General features: G+C 47.4%; 21 protein-coding genes. 10 read left to right on the plus strand and 11 right to left on the minus strand.

The window, feature by feature from the left end; genetic code table 11:
* Window positions 1-32: 32 nt before the first annotated feature.
* Together EOPP23_RS20435 and EOPP23_RS20440 are read right to left on the minus strand one after the other, a co-directional pair.
* On the minus strand, window positions 33-1,100 hold the full coding sequence (locus EOPP23_RS20435; protein WP_153767833.1) for an AI-2E family transporter: 1,068 nt from the start codon (window positions 1,098-1,100) through the stop codon (window positions 33-35).
* 7 nt (window positions 1,101-1,107) lie between these two features.
* Window positions 1,108-2,190 carry a DUF2066 domain-containing protein gene (locus EOPP23_RS20440; RefSeq protein ID WP_153767834.1) on the minus strand — a complete coding sequence of 361 codons (1,083 nt, stop codon included), beginning with the start codon at window positions 2,188-2,190 and terminating at the stop codon, window positions 1,108-1,110.
* A 199-nt stretch (window positions 2,191-2,389) separates the two neighbouring features.
* Here EOPP23_RS20440 and purM point away from each other — a divergent pair, with 199 nt between their 5' ends.
* From purM to EOPP23_RS20470, 6 genes are all read left to right on the plus strand, one after another.
* Window positions 2,390-3,442: a phosphoribosylformylglycinamidine cyclo-ligase gene (purM, locus tag EOPP23_RS20445; protein WP_153767835.1), complete on the plus strand. Its 1,053-nt coding sequence runs from the start codon at window positions 2,390-2,392 to the stop codon at window positions 3,440-3,442.
* A 95-nt stretch (window positions 3,443-3,537) separates the two neighbouring features.
* Window positions 3,538-4,197: a phosphoribosylglycinamide formyltransferase gene (gene purN / locus EOPP23_RS20450; RefSeq protein ID WP_153767836.1), complete on the plus strand. Its 660-nt coding sequence runs from the start codon at window positions 3,538-3,540 to the stop codon at window positions 4,195-4,197.
* Window positions 4,197-4,940, plus strand: a complete 744-nt coding sequence (locus EOPP23_RS20455) for a DUF3108 domain-containing protein (RefSeq protein WP_153767837.1) — start codon at window positions 4,197-4,199, stop codon at window positions 4,938-4,940. The genes purN and EOPP23_RS20455 overlap by 1 nt, the downstream gene beginning before the upstream one ends.
* Before the next feature lie 197 nt (window positions 4,941-5,137).
* Entirely contained in the window at window positions 5,138-5,545 is a 408-nt protein-coding gene (gene gloA, locus EOPP23_RS20460) for a lactoylglutathione lyase (protein ID WP_370514841.1), read from the plus strand.
* A 57-nt stretch (window positions 5,546-5,602) separates the two neighbouring features.
* Window positions 5,603-6,742: a membrane-bound lytic murein transglycosylase MltC gene (gene mltC, locus EOPP23_RS20465; RefSeq protein ID WP_153767838.1), complete on the plus strand. Its 1,140-nt coding sequence runs from the start codon at window positions 5,603-5,605 to the stop codon at window positions 6,740-6,742.
* Between the two features lie 69 nt (window positions 6,743-6,811).
* The gene (locus EOPP23_RS20470; RefSeq protein ID WP_153767839.1) at window positions 6,812-7,192 is read left to right on the plus strand and encodes a group II truncated hemoglobin; all 381 of its coding nucleotides are present in this window, start codon (window positions 6,812-6,814) and stop codon (window positions 7,190-7,192) included.
* Window positions 7,193-7,279: 87 nt separating this feature from the next.
* Here EOPP23_RS20470 and EOPP23_RS20475 read toward each other — a convergent pair whose 3' ends face one another.
* A complete protein-coding gene (locus tag EOPP23_RS20475) occupies window positions 7,280-8,494 on the minus strand; it encodes an argininosuccinate synthase (protein ID WP_370514842.1) in 1,215 nt (404 codons plus the stop codon).
* Between the two features lie 346 nt (window positions 8,495-8,840).
* Between EOPP23_RS20475 and pyrC the strand changes: the two genes are divergently transcribed.
* Together pyrC and rnt are read left to right on the plus strand one after the other, a co-directional pair.
* On the plus strand, window positions 8,841-9,878 hold the full coding sequence (pyrC, locus tag EOPP23_RS20480) for a dihydroorotase (RefSeq protein WP_153767926.1): 1,038 nt from the start codon (window positions 8,841-8,843) through the stop codon (window positions 9,876-9,878).
* 120 nt (window positions 9,879-9,998) lie between these two features.
* Window positions 9,999-10,598 carry a ribonuclease T gene (gene rnt, locus EOPP23_RS20485; protein ID WP_153767927.1) on the plus strand — a complete coding sequence of 200 codons (600 nt, stop codon included), beginning with the start codon at window positions 9,999-10,001 and terminating at the stop codon, window positions 10,596-10,598.
* A gap of 76 nt (window positions 10,599-10,674) precedes the next feature.
* Here rnt and EOPP23_RS20490 read toward each other — a convergent pair whose 3' ends face one another.
* The 5 genes from EOPP23_RS20490 to rluD form a co-directional block, all read right to left on the minus strand.
* Window positions 10,675-11,478 carry a Cof-type HAD-IIB family hydrolase gene (locus tag EOPP23_RS20490; protein ID WP_153767840.1) on the minus strand — a complete coding sequence of 268 codons (804 nt, stop codon included), beginning with the start codon at window positions 11,476-11,478 and terminating at the stop codon, window positions 10,675-10,677.
* A gap of 146 nt (window positions 11,479-11,624) precedes the next feature.
* A complete protein-coding gene (locus tag EOPP23_RS20495; protein WP_153767841.1) occupies window positions 11,625-13,844 on the minus strand; it encodes a DUF748 domain-containing protein in 2,220 nt (739 codons plus the stop codon).
* A gap of 190 nt (window positions 13,845-14,034) precedes the next feature.
* The gene (gene clpB, locus EOPP23_RS20500) at window positions 14,035-16,602 is read right to left on the minus strand and encodes an ATP-dependent chaperone ClpB (RefSeq protein WP_153767842.1); all 2,568 of its coding nucleotides are present in this window, start codon (window positions 16,600-16,602) and stop codon (window positions 14,035-14,037) included.
* Between the two features lie 72 nt (window positions 16,603-16,674).
* Window positions 16,675-17,412, minus strand: coding sequence for a peptidoglycan editing factor PgeF (pgeF, locus tag EOPP23_RS20505; protein ID WP_370514843.1), 738 nt, complete (start codon window positions 17,410-17,412; stop codon window positions 16,675-16,677).
* Window position 17,413: 1 nt separating this feature from the next.
* Window positions 17,414-18,373: a 23S rRNA pseudouridine(1911/1915/1917) synthase RluD gene (gene rluD / locus EOPP23_RS20510; RefSeq protein WP_153767843.1), complete on the minus strand. Its 960-nt coding sequence runs from the start codon at window positions 18,371-18,373 to the stop codon at window positions 17,414-17,416.
* A 322-nt stretch (window positions 18,374-18,695) separates the two neighbouring features.
* Between rluD and EOPP23_RS20515 the strand changes: the two genes are divergently transcribed.
* The gene (locus EOPP23_RS20515) at window positions 18,696-19,604 is read left to right on the plus strand and encodes an outer membrane protein assembly factor BamD (RefSeq protein ID WP_153767844.1); all 909 of its coding nucleotides are present in this window, start codon (window positions 18,696-18,698) and stop codon (window positions 19,602-19,604) included.
* Between the two features lie 62 nt (window positions 19,605-19,666).
* The gene (yacG, locus tag EOPP23_RS20520) at window positions 19,667-19,864 is read left to right on the plus strand and encodes a DNA gyrase inhibitor YacG (protein WP_153767845.1); all 198 of its coding nucleotides are present in this window, start codon (window positions 19,667-19,669) and stop codon (window positions 19,862-19,864) included.
* A 57-nt stretch (window positions 19,865-19,921) separates the two neighbouring features.
* Here yacG and EOPP23_RS20525 read toward each other — a convergent pair whose 3' ends face one another.
* The 3 genes from EOPP23_RS20525 to argJ form a co-directional block, all read right to left on the minus strand.
* The gene (locus EOPP23_RS20525) at window positions 19,922-21,040 is read right to left on the minus strand and encodes a hypothetical protein (RefSeq protein WP_153767846.1); all 1,119 of its coding nucleotides are present in this window, start codon (window positions 21,038-21,040) and stop codon (window positions 19,922-19,924) included.
* A gap of 38 nt (window positions 21,041-21,078) precedes the next feature.
* On the minus strand, window positions 21,079-22,047 hold the full coding sequence (locus EOPP23_RS20530) for a Nudix family hydrolase (RefSeq protein WP_153767847.1): 969 nt from the start codon (window positions 22,045-22,047) through the stop codon (window positions 21,079-21,081).
* Between the two features lie 153 nt (window positions 22,048-22,200).
* On the minus strand, window positions 22,201-23,418 hold the full coding sequence (argJ, locus tag EOPP23_RS20535) for a bifunctional glutamate N-acetyltransferase/amino-acid acetyltransferase ArgJ (protein WP_153767848.1): 1,218 nt from the start codon (window positions 23,416-23,418) through the stop codon (window positions 22,201-22,203).
* Between the last annotated feature and the right edge of the window lie 110 nt (window positions 23,419-23,528).

Below are 23,528 nucleotides of genomic sequence, written 5' to 3' on the forward strand. Positions count from 1 at the left end.
TGATTAATATACACAGCAGTCTCGTTCACCTTTTACTCCCCCGGCTTGCCAGCATGATAAAGGTGGCTCGCCTTGTAATTTCGATGCAGGTGACGCAAGAGTACCATAATTATCGCAGCAAGTGGCAAAGCAATAAGCATACCGACAAAGCCCATAATCTGCCCGCCAGCCATCAAGGCAAAAATAACAGCGACCGGATGCAGACCAATTCGGTCTCCCACAAGATAAGGCGTTAACACCCAGCTTTCCAGAATCTGACCTACCGTAAATACGCCCATCACCATTAATAATGGGATGTAGCTGTCAAACTGGAAGAAGGCCACCAGAATAGCTGTAGTAAAACCAACCACAAAGCCCATGTACGGAATGATACTGACCAGACCCGCTAGCAAACCTATCAAGAGCGCAAACTGCAAACCAACGAACCAGAGACCCAAACCATAAATAACCCCAAGAGCCAGCATCACCATTAGCTGACCTTTCAGGAACGCCCCCAGAACTTCATCACATTCAGCCGCCAGTTCTACGACGATAGGTTCGATATTGACCGGAAGTATCAGACGAATATGTTCCATCATGATATCCCAGTCCCTGAGCAGGTAGAACGCTACGACAGGGATCAGAAAGAGGTTAACGAAAAAGCCGACAATAGCCAGACCAGAGCTGGTCACTGATTTGCCCAGCTGAGCAAGAAGGCCACCAGCCCGCTGCCACTCACTGGCCATGTTTTTCAATACCTGACTGATATCAAACCATTCTGGTTCAACATCGGTGTATTCAACTAATAAGGGGATGACATTATCCCGGAACCAGTGATCCAGAGCAGGCAATAGCTGCATCAAAGCTTTTAACTGGTGAAAAAGAGCTGGAATCAGTACCAGCAGCAGAAGAGCAACCACCGAGAAGAAGACGGCAAAAACAATGGTTACCGAAAGCCCTCTGGACAGTTTCATCTTTTCAAGGCGATCCACCAGCGGGTCACCCAGATACGCCAGCACCATACTGATGGCAAAAGGGGTCATCACTGCGCCAACGAAATGGATCAGTACCACTCCCAGAAGTACGATGCCTGCAAGCATCCATTGTTGCTGCCTGGTCATGAGCGTTCTAGTTTCCCTGCCAGAAATAGTTTAAAGCCAGACCTGAAGGCAACTCTTCACTGGGTTGCAGTTTACGCCCCAGTCCAATAAAGTCCTTCAGCTGGTCAACAGTACCATCAATTTTCAGTTCCAGTTCAATACGGCTACCTTTAATGCGAGTCACCGTAACATCTCTAACCGCAGTAAGATCACTCAGATATTGAACGACACCTGCATAGTCCTTTGTTGACTGGACATTCTCGACAACCAGTTTTGGTGATGCATCAATCAAACCGGACTTCACACCATAATGTTCTGAAAGCGTTGTGCCTACAAGGTTTGCTACAGCGATAGACAATTCTTCCGGAGAAAGGTCGGTAATTTCAGCATCCACCTTGTGATTCTTAAAAAGCAGAATCAAGCGGCCATTATAACGATCACCCGTTTGTCTCAGCCGACCTGCCAGAATGGATTCTGAACCGTATCGACTGGAAGCCTGTTTTATACGGTCAGCAAACAGTCCCCAGACATCAATGGTGGAAATCGTGGTCTCATCTTCGAAATCAAGCAGAGGGAAGGTTACGGGCAACGACCGCTCGGACATGGTGAATTTGAGGGCATTAGTCCACTCGGAGTCCGGATTGTCTTTTTCAATGGTTCTTTTACGATTTTTTTCTACCGCAATCCAGACCAGAGTATCCGGCCGATTGGCATCCCAGATCGCCTGATCATTATCACGAAGCAGTTGATTGACAGCCCGGGGATCAAAACGGGCTTTTAGTTCCAGTTGAGACGGTGACTGACTGCTATCGCGATCATAACTGAAACTCTGTACAAATTTCTGAGCTTCTCTCAAGGCACTTTCGATCTCGGGCAGAGCCAGGGCTTCTTTGCGGCCGGTCACTTTCACAATAATTTCTGAAAGCGCCCTACCTAAGGCCTCATCCCTTGCTTTCTGATTCTGGCTGGTAACAGGTACTGACACCTGATAAAGGTCGGCGACCTTTGCTGCCAGAGCTGGAGTCGTGACCATCAACAGCATGGCAACCGATACGATGGCGGCCAGATTTAACAGATATCGGGGATAACCTAGAGCAACGGCTTTGTTCATATAATTCGCTGTGTCAGTTTTCGCTATGACTGTTTCAACACTTTATCAGCCTTTCATTCTGCCACAAGTTGACCTGATTGTTAGGGCTGAATGCAGTTAATTCACTCTACCGTAGCTCTCTATGGGCAATATGTGATTATTTAAGATAGAATGCGCCCCGATCCATCCACAATAAAATCCATGGTGCGGATACACCTCAATGAGTAATAGCGACCGCGAAGTAACTGCTTCCCCATCCCTGAGCTATAAAGATGCTGGTGTTGATATTCAGGCTGGCAACGCCCTGGTTGATCGAATCAAGCATGTAGCTAAAGCCACCTCACGACCAGAAGTCATGGGTGGCCTGGGCGGCTTTGGAGCCCTCTGTCAGATTCCTGCAGGCTATAAAGAGCCTGTACTAGTTTCCGGCACAGACGGCGTAGGCACAAAATTAAAACTGGCCATGGACCTGAACAAGCACGATACCATCGGTATCGATCTGGTCGCCATGTGCGTCAACGACCTTCTGGTCTGCGGTGCCGAACCTCTCTTCTTCCTCGACTATTACGCAACAGGCAAGCTGAACGTCGATATTGCGGAGCAGGTGGTGACCGGTATTGGCAAAGGCTGTGAACTCTCCGGCTGCGCCCTGACCGGTGGTGAAACCGCTGAAATGCCTGGATTGTACCAGGGTGAAGATTATGATCTTGCAGGCTTCTGTGTCGGTATCGTGGAAAAATCCGACATTATTGACGGCAGCAAGGTCTCTGACGGCGACGTACTGATCGGACTGAAGTCCAGCGGCCCTCACTCCAATGGTTATTCATTGGTACGCAAGGTTCTGGAAGTCTCTGAAGCAGACCTGAGTCAGGAAGTTGATGGCAAGCCTCTGTCTGAAGCTCTGCTGGCACCGACCCGCATTTATGTGAAGTCTCTGCTGCAGCTGCAGAAGGAAATGCCTCTGCACGCTCTGGCACACATCACCGGCGGTGGCCTGACCGAAAACCTGCCAAGGGTTATTCCTGAAGGCTGCAGAGCCGTTATTGATACACAGAGCTGGGACATTCCGGAAGTATTCCGCTTCCTGCAGAAGGGCGGCAACATTGCTCAATCTGAAATGTACCTGACCTTCAACTGCGGCGTTGGCATGGTAGTTTGCGTAGCAAAAGAACAGGCAGAACAGGCAGTAGCCCGACTCAATGAACTGGGTGAAGAAGCCTTCATCATTGGCCATATGGAAGCCGGTGAAGGCGACCAGGTTGTCTATCGTTAATTGATGTTCATCCGGTGGCCATGGTTATATTCATTAGTCATGGCTTCCGGAATCCTCAACACTATAATTCACCACTATAAAAACAAGCCAAACCCATGACTGATAATAACCGTATTGTTGTTCTGTTCTCCGGCAATGGCAGCACTCTGCAATCTATTCTGGATCAGCAGTCGAAGTATCAATACCAGACCGTTGCCGCCATCACTAATCGCCCAGATGCCTTTGGCCTTCAACGTGCCGAAAAAGCAGACATTGAAGCCCTTGCTCTGGATCATAAACAGTTTCAGGACAGAAGCAGTTTTGATCAGGCTCTTATCGAACAGATAGACCAATACAACCCTGCTCTGGTGGTTTTGGCCGGTTATATGCGCATTCTAAGTTCTGGATTTGTCAGCCATTATCAGGGGCGACTGATCAATATTCACCCGTCCCTGCTGCCAAAACATAAAGGTTTAAACACTTACCAGTCAGCTCTAAGTGCTGGTGACGAGAAGCATGGCGCTTCGGTCCATTTCGTGACGGAAGAACTCGATAGCGGTGCCGTTATTCTTCAGGCTTCAACTGTCATCAAAGAGACCGATACAGCTGAGAGCCTTGAGGAAAGAGTTAAAGTCATGGAACAAAAAGTCTACCCTGAGGCTATAGACTGGATTGTCAGCGGTCGAATTACTCAGAACGGGCAGACAATCCTGCTGGATCAACAGCCTCTGGACTCACAGGGAGTTCAGATCAGCGAACAGCACCTGGAAGATTGATGAAAGCAACCAGACCTCTGACAGCCATTGCTACAACTATTGTTACAAGCTGCATTCTTGGGCTCAGCGCTATGGCGCATGCCAAACAACCTGAGCTGAAACCCTTTTTTGCGGATTATAAAGCAGAGGTTTCCGGTATCAGTGGCTCAGGTTCAAGAAGCCTTGAGAAGGATCGCCAGCAATGGGTACTGAAGTTTGGTGCTGAAGTCTCTATTGTCATTGCGTCAATCAACATTGATGAGACCAGTAAGCTGACTCTGAAAGACGGTAAGGTGCAACCGGTTCAGTACGTTTACAAGCGCTCAGGCATCGGTGGTAAGCCCGCTAAAACAGCTAACTTCAACTGGAAGAAGCTGGAATCTGTCTGGCAGCAAAAAGATGAGACAAGCACCGTTAAGTTCAAACAGGGCTCTCAGGATCCTCTCTCCTACCAGCTGCAGCTAAGGCTGGATCTGAAAGCCGGTAAAAAAACCGACCTTGCTTATCCGGTAGTAGACGACGATGAAGTTTACGAAAGAAAGTTCATCATCGAAGGTGAGGAAATACTGAGTACCAGGACAGGTAAGCTCAAAACAATCAAAGTCAAAATTGTTCGTGACGATGATGACCGACAAACCTGGATATGGTTTGCCAAAGACTGGGATTACATCCTTGTTCAGTTCCTGCAGAAAGAAAATGATTCCGATTACCTGATTAAATTTGATCAGGGCAAGGTGGATGGAAAACCTGTTAAAGGTCTTTAACTGTTCATATATCATTTCCCCGCCTACGCTGGGGAAATGATAGCCAGACATTTGATTACCTGTGTCTACACACACATCTACACACATAGAGAGACTAAAGCATAACGCTTATCCCCTTATGTTCAGCACCAACCAAATCCGCTAGACTCACTTTACTCTCAATTCTCCACCCTCCACTAACCTTCAGGAGTCTTTCTGTGAGATTTCTTCATACCATGCTGCGTGTCGGTGATATGGACCGCTCCATTACCTTTTATACCGAAGTGCTGGGCATGAAACTGCTTCGCAAGCACGACAACGAAGAGTACAAATACACCCTCGCTTTTGTTGGCTATGCCGACGAATCCGAACAGGCGGTAATTGAACTGACCTATAACTGGGGTACAACCGAATACGATCAGGGCTCTGCTTTTGGTCATATCGCTCTGGGTGCCGATGATATTTATGCAACCTGTGATGCTATTCGTGCGGCTGGCGGTAATATCACCCGTGAACCGGGTCCGGTAAAAGGCGGCACAACAGAGATCGCTTTTGTTGAAGACCCTGATGGTTATAAGATTGAATTGATTCAAGCCAGTAGTGCCAGTAAAGGTCTGCAAGGCTAAATTATTGATCAGGCCGGCGTAAATCGCTTACTCCGGTCATTTACAGGGACGTAATGCTTGAATAGAACGTTTTCTCTCTGCCTGCTCACACTGTTTCTGCCCATACTGGTCAGCTGCTCCAGCAATCCGGCTATTAATCATGTAACCAATGTCGTTATTCGGGAAATCGGCGGCCCTGTTGCTGACGTAGCTAACGTCGTCAATACCGCCAAAAGCGTTCAGAAAGATGTGATTGCCTTTGAAGCGCTGGTCAGGCTGCTGGCCAAGCATGCAAAGGTAAACTGGGGCGATGAAAAAAGCGCCAGCAGCAAGGAATACGTTAAGTACACCAACAATTACCGAACCCGTGTTTTCGTTAACTTCGAACAGGGTAAGGTTCATATTGAAACCCTCGACCAGAAAGATCTTCGTCAGGCTATCGTCGTTACACTACTAACGCCTTATGACCCGGATAATGTCGATCTGTTCAGTGACAAGGCCATTCAGGTGGGTGAAAAACCCATGTTGTACGGGCAGGTTCTGGACGATCAGGGCAAGGCTATTCGCTGGCAATGGCGGGCAGATCGGTTTGCAGACTATCTGCTCGACAATCAGCTGGCGACTCGCTCATCAAAACGTGGAACGGTCTACTCTGTCGATATTAATCTGGTTCAGGACCACCTGACCAAGCGACAGTATCAGTACGCCAGCATTGTACGACAGATGTCTAAACGATACGGCGTTAAGGAAAGCCTGATCTACGCCATCATGCGTACCGAGAGCAGCTTTAACCCTTACGCTGTCAGCCATGCTAATGCTTACGGCTTGATGCAGATTATTCCTTCTACAGCTGGTCGCGATGTTTTCAAGTTAGTTAAACGAAAAAGCGGTAAGCCCAGCAAACACTACCTTTTTAAGCCGTATAACAATATTGATACCGGAACGGCTTATCTGCACCTGTTGAAAACCCGTTACCTTAAGAGCATCAGAAATCCGAAAGTTCGCCATTACGCCATTATCTCAGCCTATAACGGTGGCGCGGGCAATGTCTTGAAAACCTTCCACCCGAATCGCAAAAAAGCCATGGCGATTCTTAACCGAATGGAACCGGATGAAGCTTACTGGGCGCTAACCAAAAAGCATCCACGGCAAGAGTCTCGTAATTACCTGAAGAAAGTCACCCGGGCACAGAAAGATTTTTATCAGGGTGATGTTTGATGCATTCCCCCAACTAACCCGCACAGGTTAGAATCACAGCCAGAACAATAAAAGCAAAGGCTGTAAAAAATGGGAAACCAAACTCCTTATGAGCTTCTGGGTGGCGAAACGAAAGTAAAAGAGTTAGCGATAACTTTTTATCAGGTAATGGATGAGCTGGAAGAAGCCAGTGAAATAAGAGCCATGCACTCCAGAAACCTGGATAAAATCCAGCAGGCTCTTTTTGAATATCTCAGCGGCTGGCTCGGTGGCCCGAATCTGTATCAACAAAAGCATGCTACAGTCTGCCTGACCAAACCTCACAAACCTTTCACTATCAATGCTGCCCATCGGGATCAGTGGCTGAAGTGTATGAATGAAGCTCTTATTCGAGTAAACGCCAGTGAAGAAGTAAAGGAAATGTTGAATCAGCCTATGTTTCAGCTGGCTGACTTTATTCGAAACGACTGATATTCAAAACGAGCAATAAAAAGAAAAGCCTTCCTGAAAGAACATCAGGAAGGCTCACAGCTTTCATCTCGTAATAAAAAACAAGAATCAGCCCAGTTTACGACCTTTATTCGCCGCAATTCTCAGTCTCAGAGCGTTCAGCTTGATAAAACCTTCGGCATCTGCCTGATCATAAGCACCAGCGTCGTCTTCAAAGGTAGCAATGTTTTCGTCGAACAGTGAGTCTTCAGACTTACGACCAACAACGACTACATTACCTTTATACAGCTTCAGCCGAACCACACCATTTACGCATTCCTGGCTTTCGTCGATCATCTTCTGCAGCATTTCACGCTCAGGAGACCACCAGTAGCCGTTATAGATCAGCTTGGCGTAACGTGGCATCAGCTCGTCTTTCAGATGCGCAACTTCACGATCCAGAGTGATGGACTCAATGGCACGGTGACCTTTCAGCATAATGGTGCCGCCCGGTGTTTCGTAACAGCCACGGGACTTCATGCCCACGTAACGGTTCTCAACGATATCCAAACGACCAATGCCGTTATCACCACCCACCTTGTTCAAGTGAGTCAGCACTTCAGCAGGTGTCATTTCCTGACCATCGATAGCAACAATGTCGCCTTTCTTATAAGTCAGGTCGATATACAGAGGCTTATCGGGGGCATTCTCTGGAGAAACACTCCAGCGCCACATATCGTCTTCAGCTTCTGCCCACGGATCTTCCAGAATGTCGCCTTCGTAGGAGATGTGCAGCAGGTTGGCATCCATGGAGTAAGGTGACTTACCTTTCTTCTTCTCAATCTGGATGTCGTGCTCTGCACAGTAAGCCATCAGCTTTTCACGGGAATTCAGATCCCACTCACGCCATGGTGCGATTACATGAACACCGGGCTTCAGCGCATAAGCACCCAGCTCAAAACGCACCTGGTCATTACCTTTGCCGGTCGCACCATGAGAAATGGCATCAGCGCCAGTTTCATTGGCAATCTCGATCAGACGCTTGGAAATCAGCGGACGAGCAATAGAGGTACCCAACAGGTACTCACCTTCATAAACAGTGTTGGCACGGAACATCGGAAAGACAAAGTCACGGACAAACTCTTCACGCAGGTCTTCAATATAGATTTCCTTGATACCCAGCGCTTCAGCCTTGGCTCTCGCCGGCTCAACTTCTTCACCCTGACCCAGATCAGCGGTAAAGGTCACCACCTCACAGTCATAGGTTTCCGCCAGCCACTTAGCGATTACGGACGTATCAAGGCCTCCAGAGTAGGCCAGTACAACTTTATTAATCTCTTTCACCGAGCACTCCCGATTCCCGATCCAATTCTTATCTGCTGCGGAGTATCAAACAAGCCACAACTAAAATCAATATTTATTCAGATAAAAAGGATATAAATTCATTATTATTCAAATTATGCAATCCGCCTGATCAACCATGATTCCATGGCAGAAAGCCTGCAGGCATTATTCTCTTTTCAGGGATTTTTCGCTACCAACGATCTGGCTTTTTCGCTAGGATGAGTCGACATTTACCCTGCAGCCATGGGATTCGGTCAGAATTCAGGCAACCTCATCCACCTTGCCGAGACTGACAACGTCGTTTGCCATGGTCTGCCTGCGCTCGGAACAGGTAATTCATTCAACAATGACAATAAAGCTGACACTTACCCGGCCTGATGACTGGCATATTCACCTGCGTGACGAAGGTGCACTCAGCGAAACGGTTGCTTCCGCTGCCAGAAACTTCGCCAGAGCTGTAATTATGCCCAACCTCAGACCTCCGGTTCTGACCGCTGACGATGCTGCAGACTATCGCCATCGCATCGAACAGCAGGTTCCTGCAGGAAAGGTTTTTGAGCCACTGATGACTCTGTATCTGACCGACAACACCACACCGGAAATGGTGATTGAAGCCAAGCAACGTGGTGATGTAAAAGCACTCAAACTCTACCCGGCTGGCGCAACAACCAATTCAGACTCCGGTGTTACCAATCTGAAAAAGGTTTACCCTGCTCTAAAAGCAATGGCCGAACAAGGTTTGCCACTATTAGTGCACGGTGAAGTCACTGACAGCGATATTGATATTTTTGACCGTGAGCGGGTATTTATTGATCGCTACCTGAAAGATCTGGTTGTTGATTTCCCTAGCCTTAAAATCGTGATGGAACACATCACTACGGCAAACGCTGTAGAGTTTGTAGAGTCCTGCGGTAACAATGTGGCCGCTACAATTACAGCTCACCACCTGCTCTATAACCGCAACGACATGCTAGTAGGTGGTATTCGCCCACACTTTTATTGTCTGCCAATTCTGAAGCGCAATACTCATCAGCAGGCGCTGCTGAAAGCGGCTACCAGTGGCAGTCCAAAGTTCTTTCTGGGCACAGACTCTGCGCCCCACGTGGTTGATGCCAAAGAAACCGCTTGCGGCTGTGCCGGCTGTTATACTGCTCCGGCAGCGCTGGAGCTTTACGCCGAGGCTTTTGAAAGCGTTGACGCGCTGGACAAACTGGAAGGTTTTGCCAGTCATTTTGGCCCGGACTTTTACGATTTACCCAGAAACACCGAAACAATCACTCTCCGTAAGGATGAGTGGCAATTGCCTGAGTCTATCCCTTTGGGAGACAATCAGGTAAAACCTCTTCGTGCAGGTGAAACGCTGAACTGGCGTCTGCAGGATTGAACTATTAATGTCTTGGGTGTAGCCCTGAAATAACGTCCCTATTTAAAAACAGGGATCAATTTCAGGGTTGCTCCTTATTCCTGTAATTAAGGAGACTCCGTGGTCGATGACAGCCACTTGATGGCCAACCGCTTTCGCGGCTTTTTACCTGTTGTAGTCGATGTTGAAACCGGTGGTTTTAATGCGGCCACTGACGCCCTGCTGGAAATTGCAGCCGTAGTGATCGAGATGGACGAGAGTGGTTATGTTCATCCGGGCAAGCCTCAATCCTTCCATATCAAGCCTTTTGAAGGCGCCAATATTGAACAGGCGGCTATCGAATTTATTGGTGTTGATCCTTTTCACCCATTGAGAATCGCCAATGAAGAAGAGCAGGCTATGAATAGCATCTTCAAAGTGGTTCGCAAGGAAGTGAAAAAACAGGGTTGCAGTCGTGCCGTTCTGGTCGGCCATAATGCTGCCTTTGACCTGAACTTCGTGAACGCTGCGGTTGAACGCTGCGACATCAAACGCAATCCGTTCCACCCGTTCTCCTGCTTTGATACGGCGAGTCTCTCCGGTCTGGCTTACGGCCAAACCGTTCTGGCCAGAGCCTGTGAAGCAGCAGCTATTGATTTTGATAAGGGTGAAGCACACTCTGCCCGCTATGACACAGAGAAAACAGCTGAACTGTTCTGCTCTATCGTCAATCGCTGGAAAGATCTGGGCGGCTGGTTGTAAGTCAGCTATCACCAGATACACGAACCGGGTCATATGACCCGGTTATTTTTTGTGTTGATAAAACAGTTTAGATAACTTAGTTACTGTATTGCTGATCCAGATATTCCGCTACAGCATCATCATTATGATGGCCAATCACCTCTGCATTCGGCAGCAGGTCTTTCAGTTTCTGCTGACCATTTTCCATAATCAACGCCTTGCCCACTGAGTTCAGCATTTCCACATCATTCATACCATCACCAAAAGCGATAGTTTCTGCCAGTGTGTGCTTTTTCAACGCCAGAACTTCGTTCAGGGCATAGCCTTTGTTAACACCTGCAGGCATAACTTCCAGACAGGTTGGCAATGAGAAAGCCGTAGCTACTGTATCGCCGTAAACAGCTTTAATTTCCTGTTCCAGCTCTATCATGTCTTCATGCTTCTCGGAGCAGAAAAACAGTTTGATGATCTCTCCGTGGGGAATGTCGTCCAGGTTTTCAATGCTATAGGTAAAACCGGAATCTTCACTGAACGCCAGCAGCTCTTTGCATTCCCGCTCTACATACCAATGATCTTCGGTATAGGCATTGAGAATCACCTTGTCATCATACTTGCGCGCAAGCTTAATAATATCGCGGCTTTGAGCGGCCTCAAGATCATGACGAATAATTACTTCACCAGCGGGATTGTAAACCCGTACACCATTTGAGGTGATGGTATACATATCGATACCCACCTGTGAACGGAAGGTTTTAACATCCTCATAGTGTCGTCCGGTCGCAAAGACAAACTTGATGCCCTGCTCGCTTAAACGACGGATTACTTCCTTGGTACGACTGGCAATCTTATGCTGACTGTTCAGCAGAGTACCGTCCAGGTCAGACACTACAACTGGATACATTCAAAACCTCTCGGTGACAATCAAATCAGGCAAAGTCAGTATGCTACGTCTCTATTGTTACAGACATAAGAGTTATTACGATAGAGGCTGTGGTCGCGTATTCAGATCACACGTTTAAACCACAGCCCTTCATTTGAAATGAGAAGTCAATCAGCAGACAGTGTCAGAGAAGTCACGACTTCTCCATCTTCCACCTTTGGTGACAGATCACTGGCCAGAATATAAATACGTGGCGCTTTAAGCCCTTTCTCAACCAACTTGTCTTTCAGAGTTCGGGCTCGCTCAACAGCCAGACTGCGCAGTGCAGCATCTTCAACCTGCCAGTTTTCAATCAGCGTATCGGTCAGTGCTGCTTTGGTTTGAGCCCCTGCTTTAAGGCTGCGCTCCTGAACCATTGCCATTAATAAGGAAACAGCCTCTTCATCGGGAATTAAAACCTTTTCAGGCTTGCCTGCAACATCAGCCAGACCCGCCTGCTTTCTGTACCTTAAACTCAGCTCTTCCAACAATTGCTGTTTAGCAATCACCGGAGCATCAATACTGCGCAAGGCAGCGCCCTGCACTTCCAGCTCCAGCTGTGGTCTTTCAGACAGAGCAGTTGCAAGAGAGGCAAGAGTAGCTTCCTGATCTTTGTTCGGGGCAGATGAACCCGGAACAAATTGAATAGACGACATTTCATCGGCATCACCCGACACCAGCGACGCCAGTAAATTAAACGGAGCAGAAACAATGTTGATCAGGAAGTTGGTAATTGCTGTGCGAATAACTGGTCCCAGAGCAAACTGTGGATTATCCAGATCACCGGACACTGGCAGATCAACCGATATACGCCCTTCACTGTCTTTCAGCAAAGCAATGGCCAGTTTCAAAGGCAGGCTTGTGGTATTTTCTCCTGAAACCTTGTCACCAAGCACCAGTTCTTTTAACAGAATACGATTGCTGGCATTCAACTGCTTATTGTTAATCTCATAGTCCAGATCAAGATCCATACGCCCTTTTTCAATGGTGTAGCCAGCAAAGCGCCCTGAATAAGGTGTAAGGTTGGGCAGCTCTACATCTTTAAAAGAAAGCTGTATCTGCGTTTCTGCCAGAGGTGTCAGCGGCACAAGTTCAGCCGTGATATTTACTGGCGAATACTTGTGAATGCGACCATTCAGTGCAATAGACATACTTTTCGGTGAACTACTGTCGAAGTTACGCACTTCGCCACTAAGTCCGGTTACCGGTGCTGCAAAACCCGGCTTGAAAGAACGATCAGCAAAATCCAGTGTGCCGTCTTTAAGCTTAAAGCTATCAATATTAACAGTGAAAGCCGGCGCTGAACTTTCCTTGGTCTTCGCTTCAGAAGGTGATTCGGAAGGTTTTACCAGTTCAGCCAAGTTGAGACTCAACTGCTCTCCCAACTCAATTTTGGTAAAAAGCTGAAGGAGAGTGATCTGTTTAATAGCCAAAGAGGATTGTTGTTGTGAAAAGTCGAAGCCTTCAATAGCAAGCTCTTGCCATCCAGCAACTCTATCCTCGGTTCGGCTGTCCGAAACATCAAGTTTGGACAGTGTTGTACTGCCCTTTGCCGTCAGACCTTGCTCTCTATCCCAGATTAAATCAACATCTGATGAGAATTCACCACCATCAAAAGATGTGTACAAATATGGGGTTAAATAAGGCTGAATATTCGTAAGCGAAAAACGATCAAGGCTTACTGAAGCACTTACTGAGTTCTGACTTTCAAGATCAGCTTTAACAGACAAGTGACTTTCATCGTTGATCCGGGTATCAAGTTCAACCGTTCCCTGACCTTTAGGCCAGCTTAACTGATCGCCTTTAATAGAAAACGAAGACAACTTAAAGGAAACGGCTTCATCACCCGCGTTGGCGTAATCAGTAAAATTAATCGCACCACTATCGAGGGAGACGGTATGTATAAGAATACCTAAAGGATTATCACTCGATGAAGATTCAGCTGACGCCTCATCAGATTGATCAACGGACTTGTTAACCGGCTTTAGAATCTTAGTGATATTAAGGCTACCGTCGTCCAACAATTCAATATCAACCTGTGGAGAGTCTATATCCACAAAATCGAGAATAACCTTTCCTTCCCTGAGCGATTGCCATGAAAGATCAACCGTCAGGTTGCTGAATCCGAACAATGGATGTCCCTTTCGAGCACCCAGAGAGAGTGTCTGAATATCCAGTTTAAGAGTCACCGGATTAAAAAGGATGCCGCCAATGCGCAGCGGTTCCTGTAAAAAACGCGGAGCTGTAAGCTGAATGGCCAGATGTAAAAAAGCAGGTAAAATTACAAACCCTAGCAGGCAGTAACCCAGAGCGACCTTGCTCAGCGCTGATATTGTGCGACGTACCATTGTGATCGTTATTCTGTTTTTAAAACATGGAAGTTAGCTATAACGATACAGATCAGTTGGCAGGGCAACAAATTAAAAAAAAGAAATTTGAATAAAAGAAAGAATTCAGACAATTCTTTGAACAGTCAGCACTTCGAACAAGCAGTGCCTTGAACAGGCAGTCATTCAATAACTGCCTGTTCTCAGAGGTTCAGTTAAAGGTTATCTCGTCCTCACTGACATCGGCCTCGATGGTATCACCATGGGCATACTCGCCGGATAAAATAGCCTCAGCCAGAGGATTTTCTATACGACGCTGAATGGCCCTTTTCAATGGTCGTGCACCATAAACCGGATCAAACCCGGCTTCAGCCAACTTCTTCATAGCATCATCCGTAACCTCCAGCGACAAACCATTATCAGCTAGACGCTTATTCAGGTTCTGAAGTTGGATAGCAGCTATACCTTCAATCTGGTTCGCAGTCAGCGGATGGAAGACCACTAGTTCATCAACCCGGTTAACGAACTCGGGACGGAAGTGAGTTCCCACTACATCCATCAGGGTTGATTTCAGGGCTTCGAAGTCTTCGCCCTGCATGGTTTGAATCACATCAGAACCAAGATTAGACGTCATTACAATAACGGTATTCTTGAAATCTACGGTTCTGCCCTGGCTATCAGTTAGACGACCATCTTCCAGCACTTGTAACAGAATATTGAAAACATCTGGATGCGCCTTCTCAACCTCATCCATCAACACCACTGAATATGGCTTACGACGAACAGCTTCAGTCAGGTATCCACCTTCTTCGTAGCCAACATACCCTGGAGGCGCACCAAGCAGGCGTGCCACGGAATGCTTTTCCATAAACTCCGACATATCAATACGAACGATAGCGTCTTCTGTATCGAACAAAAATTCAGCCAAAGCCTTACACAGTTCTGTTTTACCGACACCGGTTGGACCGAGGAACATAAAGGAACCGTTTGGACGGTTGGGGTCTGACAACCCTGCTCTTGAACGACGCACCGCATTGGACACAGCAACAACAGCTTCATCCTGCCCGATTACTCGACCGTGCAGAGAGTCTTCCATTCTCAGAAGCTTTTCACGCTCACCTTCCAGCATTTTTGACACTGGAATACCGGTCCAGCGCGAAACTACTTCAGCAATCTCCTCATCGGTTACCCGGTCACGCAGCAGCTGAGTTTCACCAGGTTCTGCAGCATCAGCCTGTTCAAGTTTTTTCTCCAGTTCCGGCAGCTGGCCATATTGAATTTCTGACATTTTAGCCAGATCACCCGTACGTTGAGCAGCTTCGAGAGCAATCAGCAGCTTTTCCCGGTCTTCACGAAGTTTCTGTGAGCCCTGAAGAATAATCTTTTCTGCCTTCCAGACTTCTTCCAGATCAGAATAGTCACGCTCAAGCTCACCTACTTCCTTTTGCAGTAGAGACAAACGTTCCTGTGACGCTCTGTCGTCTTCTTTCTTCAGTGCTTCCTGCTCGATCTTCAATTGAATCAGTCGGCGCTCCAGCTTGTCCATCTCTTCCGGTTTTGAGTCCATCTCCATACGAATACGGCTGGCAGATTCATCAATCAGATCAATGGCTTTATCTGGCAATTGTCGATCAGTAATATAACGCTGAGACAGTTTTACCGCCGCAACAATAGCCGGGTCCGTAATGTCTACACCGTGGTGGGCTTCATAACGTTCTTTCAGACCACGAAGAATAGCGATGGTGTCTTCTTCAGTGGGCTCGTCCACCAGCACTTTCTGGAAACGACGTTCAAGGGCTGCATCTTTCTCAATGTATTGACGATATTCGTCCAGTGTCGTAGCACCCACACAATGCAGCTCACCTCGCGCCAGTGCCGGTTTCAACATATTACCAGCATCCATGGCACCATCAGCCTTACCGGCACCCACCATAGTATGCAGTTCATCAATAAACAGGATGATCTGGCCTTCCTGTTTAGAAAGCTCACTCAAAACTGACTTCAGGCGTTCTTCAAATTCACCACGGAATTTAGCACCAGCAATCAGTGATCCCATATCCAGAGACAGAAGGCGTTTACCTTTAATACCATCAGGTACTTCACCATTGATGATACGCTGCGCCAGGCCTTCGACAATGGCGGTTTTACCAACACCCGGTTCACCGATAATAACCGGATTATTTTTGGTTCTGCGCTGAAGCACCTGAACAATACGACGTATTTCATCGTCACGGCCGATTACCGGGTCCAGCTTGCCCTGCTCAGCAAGGTCGGTCATATCAACGGTATAGGTGTTCAGGGCATTACGATTATCTTCAGCATTGGCATCATTAACCGCATCACCACCACGAAGATTAGCAAGAGCATTTTCCAGAGCCTGCTTGCTGACACCCTGACCGTTCAGTACTTTCGATACAGGTGTATTGCCTTCCATCATCACCAGCAGCATGGTTTCGCTGGAAATAAACTGGTCATTATTTTTCTGAGCTTTTTTATCGGCCAGGTTAAGCAGTCGAATCGTATTCTGGGAAGGTTGGATATCACCGGTAGGGCTGTTGATGACCGGAACCTGATCAAGAAGTTGCTCCAGCTCACCAACCAGTTTTGACAGGTTGAAACCAACCTGAGCCAGCAAGGGTTTTACAGAACCACCCTGCTGGTTAAGCAGAGCCAGTAACAGGTGCACTGGCTCGATTTGATTATGGTCTTTACCGACAGCCATTGACTGGGCATCGGCAATAGCGGATTGCAGTTTGTTGGTAAGACGATCTGCTTGCATTGGCGTTCTCCCGCTTGAATCATTGCTGTTTTATCAGCTCTAACTCTTATATGGCGGCAGGAAAATCGTTTTTCAAGTCATCCAGATCAAAGTAGCCAGTCGCCCGGAGGCTTTGCCATCTCTACGATAGGAATACCAGCTGTCTGTATCCGAGTACGTGCAGAGACCTCCGCCATAAACAGCGTCTATACCGAGAGTATTTAAACGAAGTCTTGCCAGCTGATACAAATCACCAAACCAGCGATCACCTTCACCGGCAACAAATGCTTCTTCAGCCTTTTCACTGTCACCAATAAAAGCAGCTCTAACCTCAGGTCCCACTTCAAAATGCTTCTGGCTGATTGCCGGCCCCATCCAGGCTATTAACTGATCAGCAGGTTCTGACATAGCAAAAGCAGTCTGTTCCAGAACACCGGCCTGCAATCCTTTCCAGCCGGCGTGAGCAGCAGCGACCTTTGTTCCTGCTCGATTGCAGAAAATTACCGGCAGACAATCTGCAGTCAACACCGCACAAGGAAGGTTCTGCTGGTCCGTCCAGACAGCATCACCTTCCCGCTCAATGGCATCAGCCTGCGCTGTCACCACCTCGGTTCCGTGCACCTGCTGTAACCATTGAGGTTCAACTGGTAACTGCCAGTCAGACCTGACAATCTCACGATTAGCCAGGACAGCTTCGGGTACATCACCTGACCTCAGCCCCATATTCAAGCTGCCAAAATCACCTTTACTGACTCCACCAGCCCGTTTAGTGACGCAGGCTTTGATATTGGCCGGAACCGGCCAGTCGGGTATCAGGTAATGTCCCTTCACGTTATGCGTTCTCGGTTTTGTATTTTTGTAGTACAGACAGTAATTGCTGGAAGTCTTCCGGTGCTGGAACTTCCCATTCCAGATAGTCGTCAGTAGCCGGATGCATCAGACCCAGTTTGCGAGCATGCAGAGCCTGTCGTTTAAAACCACGCAACTCCTGCTCCATTTCTTCAGAACAGCCTTTAGGTATTCTCAGTCGTCCAGCGTACAAATCATCACCCACCAGCGGGTGACGAATATGACTCATATGAACACGAATCTGATGGGTACGGCCGGTCTCCAACTGACAACGTACGTGAGTGTGAGAAGGAAACTTCTCCAGCACACGGTAATGGGTCACAGAAGGTTTACCACTTTGCACCACGCCCATGCGCAAACGATGCAGAGGATGACGACCGATAGGTTCATTCACCGTTCCACCTGCTGTCATCGTACCCATGGTAATCGCTTCATACTCGCGACTTACGGAACGATCCTGCAACTGGGACACCAGATCTGTGTGAGCCGCCAGTGTTTTTGCCACCACCATCAACCCGGTCGTGTCTTTATCCAGACGGTGCACAATGCCAGCTCTTGGCACTGAAGCAAGATTTGGATAGTGGAACAACAAACCATTCAGCAAAGTGCCGGTATAGTTTCCTGCTGCCGGATGAACTACCAGACCTGCAGGCTTGTTGATCACCAGAATAGTGTCATCTTCATAAACAACATCCAGCGGAATATCTTCCGGTAGCCACTGTTTTTCGTCTTCAACTTCTACCGACAGCTTCAGGGTTTCACCACCAATCAGCTTGTCTTTTGGCTTTTTACGGTTGCCATCGACCAGCAGATCACCATTCCTGATCCACTCTTGCAGTCGGGCCCGGGAAAAGTCAGGAAAACAACTGGCTGCTACCTGATCCAGCCTTTTACTGCCCTGCTCATCAGGTACTACAACCTGCTGCTCTATCTGTTCACTCATTCAGTGTACTCAACCTCATAGTCCGCTTTCACGAGCTGCCGCTTCACTGGCAACCTCAAACATTGAAACCTGAATATGACACCGCTGTACTAATGACAGTACCGATAACGGCTCAGATGAAGCGGTTTCTTTTCGTTTTCAGGCGGACTGTGTTTAAATTACTTCTATATAAAGACAGGTAGTTTATCACAGCCCATGCGCTAACCTGATTTCCTCCTGAAGGATTTTCCGGTGATAGATACCTAAATGGGTTCTTGAAGCGGGAAGCATGACTTCCTGACACTCTCCGATAACAATCCGGAGTACGGAAACTGTAAACACCATGACAATATTGAAACGACCATTCACGCGCCTGCTGGGCCTGTTTTTTGCCGCTGTGGTGCTGGCCGGATGTTCCAGCAGCCCGGAAAAAGAAAAACTGTCCGAGAACCTGACTGAAGCCCAGCTTTACCAGCTGGCGACAGACTCTCTGAATAGCAACAGTTACACCACAGCCATTGATCGCCTCAGAACCCTGGAATCCCGCTATCCTTTTGGTGCTTTTGCCGAGCAGGCTCAGCTGGATCTGATCTACGCCTATTACATGAATGCCGAACCTGAAGCATCCAGAGCGGCGGCCGATCGCTTCCTGCGTCTGCACCCTCAGCACCCGGACGCTGATTACCCTTACTACATGAAAGGTCTGGCTTCCAACACGGCTGCCATGGGTATTGTTGAACGCTTCCTGCCTCTGGACAGCACCAAGCGTGACCCAGGCCAGGCTCGTCAGTCTTTCAATGAATTCCGTGAATTGCTGAGCCGTTACCCTGACAGCAAATACGCTCCGGATGCCCGCCAGCGTATGGTGGCCCTGAGAAATCGACTGGCCGCTTATGAGATTCACGCCGCCAACTACTACATGAAGCGAAAAGCCTATGTTGCTGCAGTCAATCGTGGCAAGTATGTGGTTGAGAACATGCAGAAGACTCCGGCAGTGGAAGCTGCACTGGGCGTGATGATTGAAGGTTACCAACACCTTGGTCTGGCTGCTCCAGCGGAAGAAGCATTGATTGTTCTGAAAGCAAACTTCCCGGAATCAAAGCTGCTGGGTAAGAGTGGTGAGTTTACAGGTTACCAATCCTTTGGGGATGTTGACCCTTCCCTACTCTACACCTTGACCTTTGGTCTGCTGGGTGAGTCCGGGGTAGAGAAACAGAGCACCGTCACTCCAAAACCTCCTGTCAGCAAATAAAACTCATTCCTTCTACACTCAGGCCTTCTCATGAGAAGGCCTTTGCCATAAAAGATTCCGTTATGTCTGTATCAGTAAAATGCCCACAGTGTGAAAAAAAAGTTGAGTGGAAGAAAGAAAATAAATTTCGCCCTTTCTGTTCAGAGCGCTGCAAAATGATTGATCTAGGCGCTTGGGCCAACGAAGAACACTCCATCCCTGGTAACCCGTCATTTGATGACTTGATGTCTGCAGATATTGATCCTGAAACCTGCCACTAAAACGCTACTTTTTTGAAAGCTATTGTTTACAAGCTACTGCTTTTCAAAATTATCGCTCTAAAAACCTTTGGCCCGGTTAAGTATGGGCCAACCTTTTTCCCTTCCGAGAATACATCGAGCCATATCACATTTATATTTTAGTGTTTCCGTCAGCATATATCTGGCATTTCGATCATGAATATATTCGCCTAACTCTTCAATCTCTTCATCGCTAAGGTCAGCTATTTTGTCCAAAGCTATCTTGGCATAGGCTCTTCGTGTTTCAAGATCCTTACCGAACATATCCAGAACTGTTTCTTTTCCTCGGTATTGAAAGCGGTGCAAGTTCGATGGACTGAACACTATTTCAGTGAATTCATCTAATGTGCAATCTTCAGGCAGATCACAATGATTGTAAAACGCCATACCGAAATCGATACTGACCCAGTCAGATTTTCCCGGAACACTTGATTCGGTATACATGTAATTATCCGGTTTTAGATAATCCTGATCACCCAGTAAAAAACGTCTTACACATAGATCAACAGCAGGATGCCTTTCCTCATTAAATACAGGCTTTGAAACCTTGTCAGTAAAGTACGACTCCCCTACTTTATGATCATATAAATGTCTCGAGGCAATACAGTCACTCTTGTCTCTCTCATCACGACTGTACTCAACCTGATAATCATTCCCCGCCCCAACCACAGCTCTGTAGACATTTGCTGCAAATATTTCTCGCTGAACCAGTAATTTCGGATTGTTATAAAATTTCGCTTTGTAAGATTTGCGTGTAAATAGATAAATAACTTTTTGCAGAAAACGCTTAAATTTTTCACCTCCCAATTCATAGCCTGGTGTTTTCACATGCCAGACCACTTTGTCAGTACTATCACGCCTTCGCATTATCTTGTGACTGACAACTCCGCTTGAGGCCGCTTTCCCTTCATCCTGCCAGAACCTATTAAAAGGGACATTTACATTGATAGGAGGCCTGTCTTCTCTGAGACTGACAGAGACAACTTTTCTATCCCTGAGCGTCTCACCACTAGTGTTGTTAAAAGGAGCCCTATTGAGCTGAGGAACAGCTGGCTCTACCGAAACACCTTCCTGACTGGCATTAACATCAGCAGAGTCAATATTCTTGGAGGCATGAGTGTATGTTGAAGGCTGCCCAATCTTTCCTGGTCCAGACATTTGCTTCCCTGCATCCGTCTATAAAGCAATAATACTATTCAGCTTAGTTGCCAGAACGCTCCTATGGCAGAAATACCCTGAGCTCCGTGCTCAATCACCAGCTCCTCATCAGACAACATAAGTCCACCAAGCCAATACACAGGCACAGGGCAAGCGGCAGTCAGCTGAGCAGCAACTTCCTGACCTATAGCCAGTCTATTTGGGTGTGATTTGGTCGGCCGAACGGGTGACAATGTCACAAAGTCGACACCAGCCTTTACTGCTTGCTCAACCTGATTGCGATTATGGCAGGATGCTGCCAACCATTGACCCGGACGTCTGTTTTTCTTCCACTCTTCACTGGCGATACCAAGCTGATCTGAACGAAGGTGAATACCGTCACACCAAGACTCCTGTAGCAGTTCTGGCCTGCCCTTAAGAATCAATTTTGCGCCTTTTTCACGGCAGAGTGCATGAAGCTCTCGTGCGATATGCTGATAAGGTGCTGCTTGCAACCAGGGCGCTCGAAACTGAACCATCCTGATTCCGTTATCCAACTGACGACTGACCTTTTCAATCACTTCAACTGAGGACGAAAAAGGCCCTGTTACCATATAGCGGTGTGGCAGCAAGACAGCTTTCACAATGGGTACATTAGCTGGAGGAAAATGGGTTTCTGTTAACTGCTCAGGTTCAATCCACTTAATTTCCTGACCTTCATTCCCTTTAGGTATCCCTTTTAAATCTGAGGCCCACCAGGTATCCAGCAATACGGTTTTATCAGGATAATCGTGTCGTATCTCAATCAGTTTTTTAAAAGAACCGGCCTCAATATCAAGTTCTTCCTTTAATTCTCTGTTCAGAGCGACACAGATATCTTCAGAGTCTTCAACTTTTCCACCGGGGAACTCCCAGTAGCCACCCATATGTTTATCATCGGGTCGGCGTGCAATAAGAATACGTCCGTCGTCGCCAACAATAACCGCAACAGCAACATGAATAATGGTACGGGAACCAGTCTGCGTCATTCTGACCTGCCTGTATCTGGATTACGAAATAGCAGTGAAAGAACATAGCAGTGAAATCATGCCACTGCTATTGATCTGGGTTCATAGAATATACACGAGGGAGAAAGAACATCATTACTCTATGATCTGAGTAATGATGTGGGAGGTCGTCAATCAGGAGCGGTATTCAGCATTGATTCGAACGTACTCATGGGAGAGGTCTGTCGTCCAGATTTCTTCTGTGACAACACCAGAACCCAGCTGAATTCTGATAGTAATTTCTTCACCATCCATTACCTGCTGCCCTGCTTCTTCAGTATAAGTGGTTGCAGGTTGCCCAGTTTCAATCAGTGCAACATCATTCAGCCAGATATTGATCTTTTCAATCTCAAGGGAGTCAATTTCAGCACGACCTACTGCGGCAAGAATTCGTCCCCAATTGGGATCACAGGCAAACAGTGCCGTTTTCACCAATGGTGAATGCGCTACTGTGTAGGCCACTTCCAAAGCGTCTGCAACCGTTTCAGCCTCTTCAACCTTCACAGTGACAAACTTGGTAGCTCCCTCACCATCTCTAACAATGGCTTGAGCGAGTTCTTTGGCAACGCCTGTAACAGCAACTTTCAGCTGTTTAAAAAGTTCAATGTCGACGCCCGTCAACTGCTCATTACCAGCAGCTCCTGTCGCTACCAGCATAAAGCTGTCGTTTGTTGAAGTGTCACCATCCACTGTAATTCGATTGAAGGACAGGTTGGCAATATCAAGCAACATAGACTGCAAAAGTGACTGATCAATATTTACGTCAGTAGCAATGTAAGCCAGCATGGTTGCCATATTAGGTTTGATCATGCCTGAGCCTTTGCTGATACCTGTGACGGTATAAGTCCGACCATCAACTTCAAACTGGCAACTGCTGCCCTTAGGTCGAGTATCAGTGGTCTGAATACCTTCAGCGGCATGTAACCAGTTATCTCCTGACAAGGACTCCAGAGCAGTAGGCAGACCAGCACAGATCTTATCCACTGGCAGAGGCTCACCAATAACACCGGTAGAGAAAGGAAGTATTTTATCTGCCGGCAGGCCAACCATTTCAGCGAGTGCGCCTGTCACTGCCTGAGCATTTTTCATACCCTGCTGACCTGTTCCAGCATTGGCATTGCCGGTATTGGTCACAAAATATTCGGGACTATTGCCAAGGTTCTTCTTTGCCAGAACAACAGGAGCCGCACAGAGCTTATTAAGGGTGAAAACACCAGCAACAGAGGACCCTTGGTTCCAGTTCATTATCACCAGATCGCGTCGACCCGGATAGCGAACACCTGCCTTGGTGGTTCCCAGACGAAATCCTTTTACCGAATGCATATCCGGCCATTGATCAGCTCCTACAGCCATGGCTCACCTCAATCTTTTTCTTGGTTATCTGATGAAAAGGTTGATCTACTTCAGAAACTACTTATACAGCAAAAACAAAAAAAGATCGCATAAAAGCGATCTTTTTTTGG

Source organism: Endozoicomonas sp. OPT23, from assembly GCF_009653635.1.
Classification (GTDB): domain Bacteria; phylum Pseudomonadota; class Gammaproteobacteria; order Pseudomonadales; family Endozoicomonadaceae; genus Endozoicomonas_A.

Coding starts and splice junctions, on each gene's coding strand:
- EOPP23_RS20435 (WP_153767833.1), bottom strand. CDS start 1,100: ATGACCAGGCAGCAACAATGGATGCTTGCAGGCATCGTACTTCTGGGA.
- EOPP23_RS20440 (WP_153767834.1), bottom strand. CDS start 2,190: ATGAACAAAGCCGTTGCTCTAGGTTATCCCCGATATCTGTTAAATCTG.
- purM (WP_153767835.1), top strand. CDS start 2,390: ATGAGTAATAGCGACCGCGAAGTAACTGCTTCCCCATCCCTGAGCTAT.
- purN (WP_153767836.1), top strand. CDS start 3,538: ATGACTGATAATAACCGTATTGTTGTTCTGTTCTCCGGCAATGGCAGC.
- EOPP23_RS20455 (WP_153767837.1), top strand. CDS start 4,197: ATGAAAGCAACCAGACCTCTGACAGCCATTGCTACAACTATTGTTACA.
- EOPP23_RS20470 (WP_153767839.1), top strand. CDS start 6,812: ATGGGAAACCAAACTCCTTATGAGCTTCTGGGTGGCGAAACGAAAGTA.
- pyrC (WP_153767926.1), top strand. CDS start 8,841: ATGACAATAAAGCTGACACTTACCCGGCCTGATGACTGGCATATTCAC.
- rnt (WP_153767927.1), top strand. CDS start 9,999: ATGGCCAACCGCTTTCGCGGCTTTTTACCTGTTGTAGTCGATGTTGAA.
- EOPP23_RS20490 (WP_153767840.1), bottom strand. CDS start 11,478: ATGTATCCAGTTGTAGTGTCTGACCTGGACGGTACTCTGCTGAACAGT.
- EOPP23_RS20495 (WP_153767841.1), bottom strand. CDS start 13,844: ATGGTACGTCGCACAATATCAGCGCTGAGCAAGGTCGCTCTGGGTTAC.
- clpB (WP_153767842.1), bottom strand. CDS start 16,602: ATGCAAGCAGATCGTCTTACCAACAAACTGCAATCCGCTATTGCCGAT.
- rluD (WP_153767843.1), bottom strand. CDS start 18,373: ATGAGTGAACAGATAGAGCAGCAGGTTGTAGTACCTGATGAGCAGGGC.
- EOPP23_RS20515 (WP_153767844.1), top strand. CDS start 18,696: ATGACAATATTGAAACGACCATTCACGCGCCTGCTGGGCCTGTTTTTT.
- yacG (WP_153767845.1), top strand. CDS start 19,667: ATGTCTGTATCAGTAAAATGCCCACAGTGTGAAAAAAAAGTTGAGTGG.
- EOPP23_RS20525 (WP_153767846.1), bottom strand. CDS start 21,040: ATGTCTGGACCAGGAAAGATTGGGCAGCCTTCAACATACACTCATGCC.
- EOPP23_RS20530 (WP_153767847.1), bottom strand. CDS start 22,047: ATGACGCAGACTGGTTCCCGTACCATTATTCATGTTGCTGTTGCGGTT.
- argJ (WP_153767848.1), bottom strand. CDS start 23,418: ATGGCTGTAGGAGCTGATCAATGGCCGGATATGCATTCGGTAAAAGGA.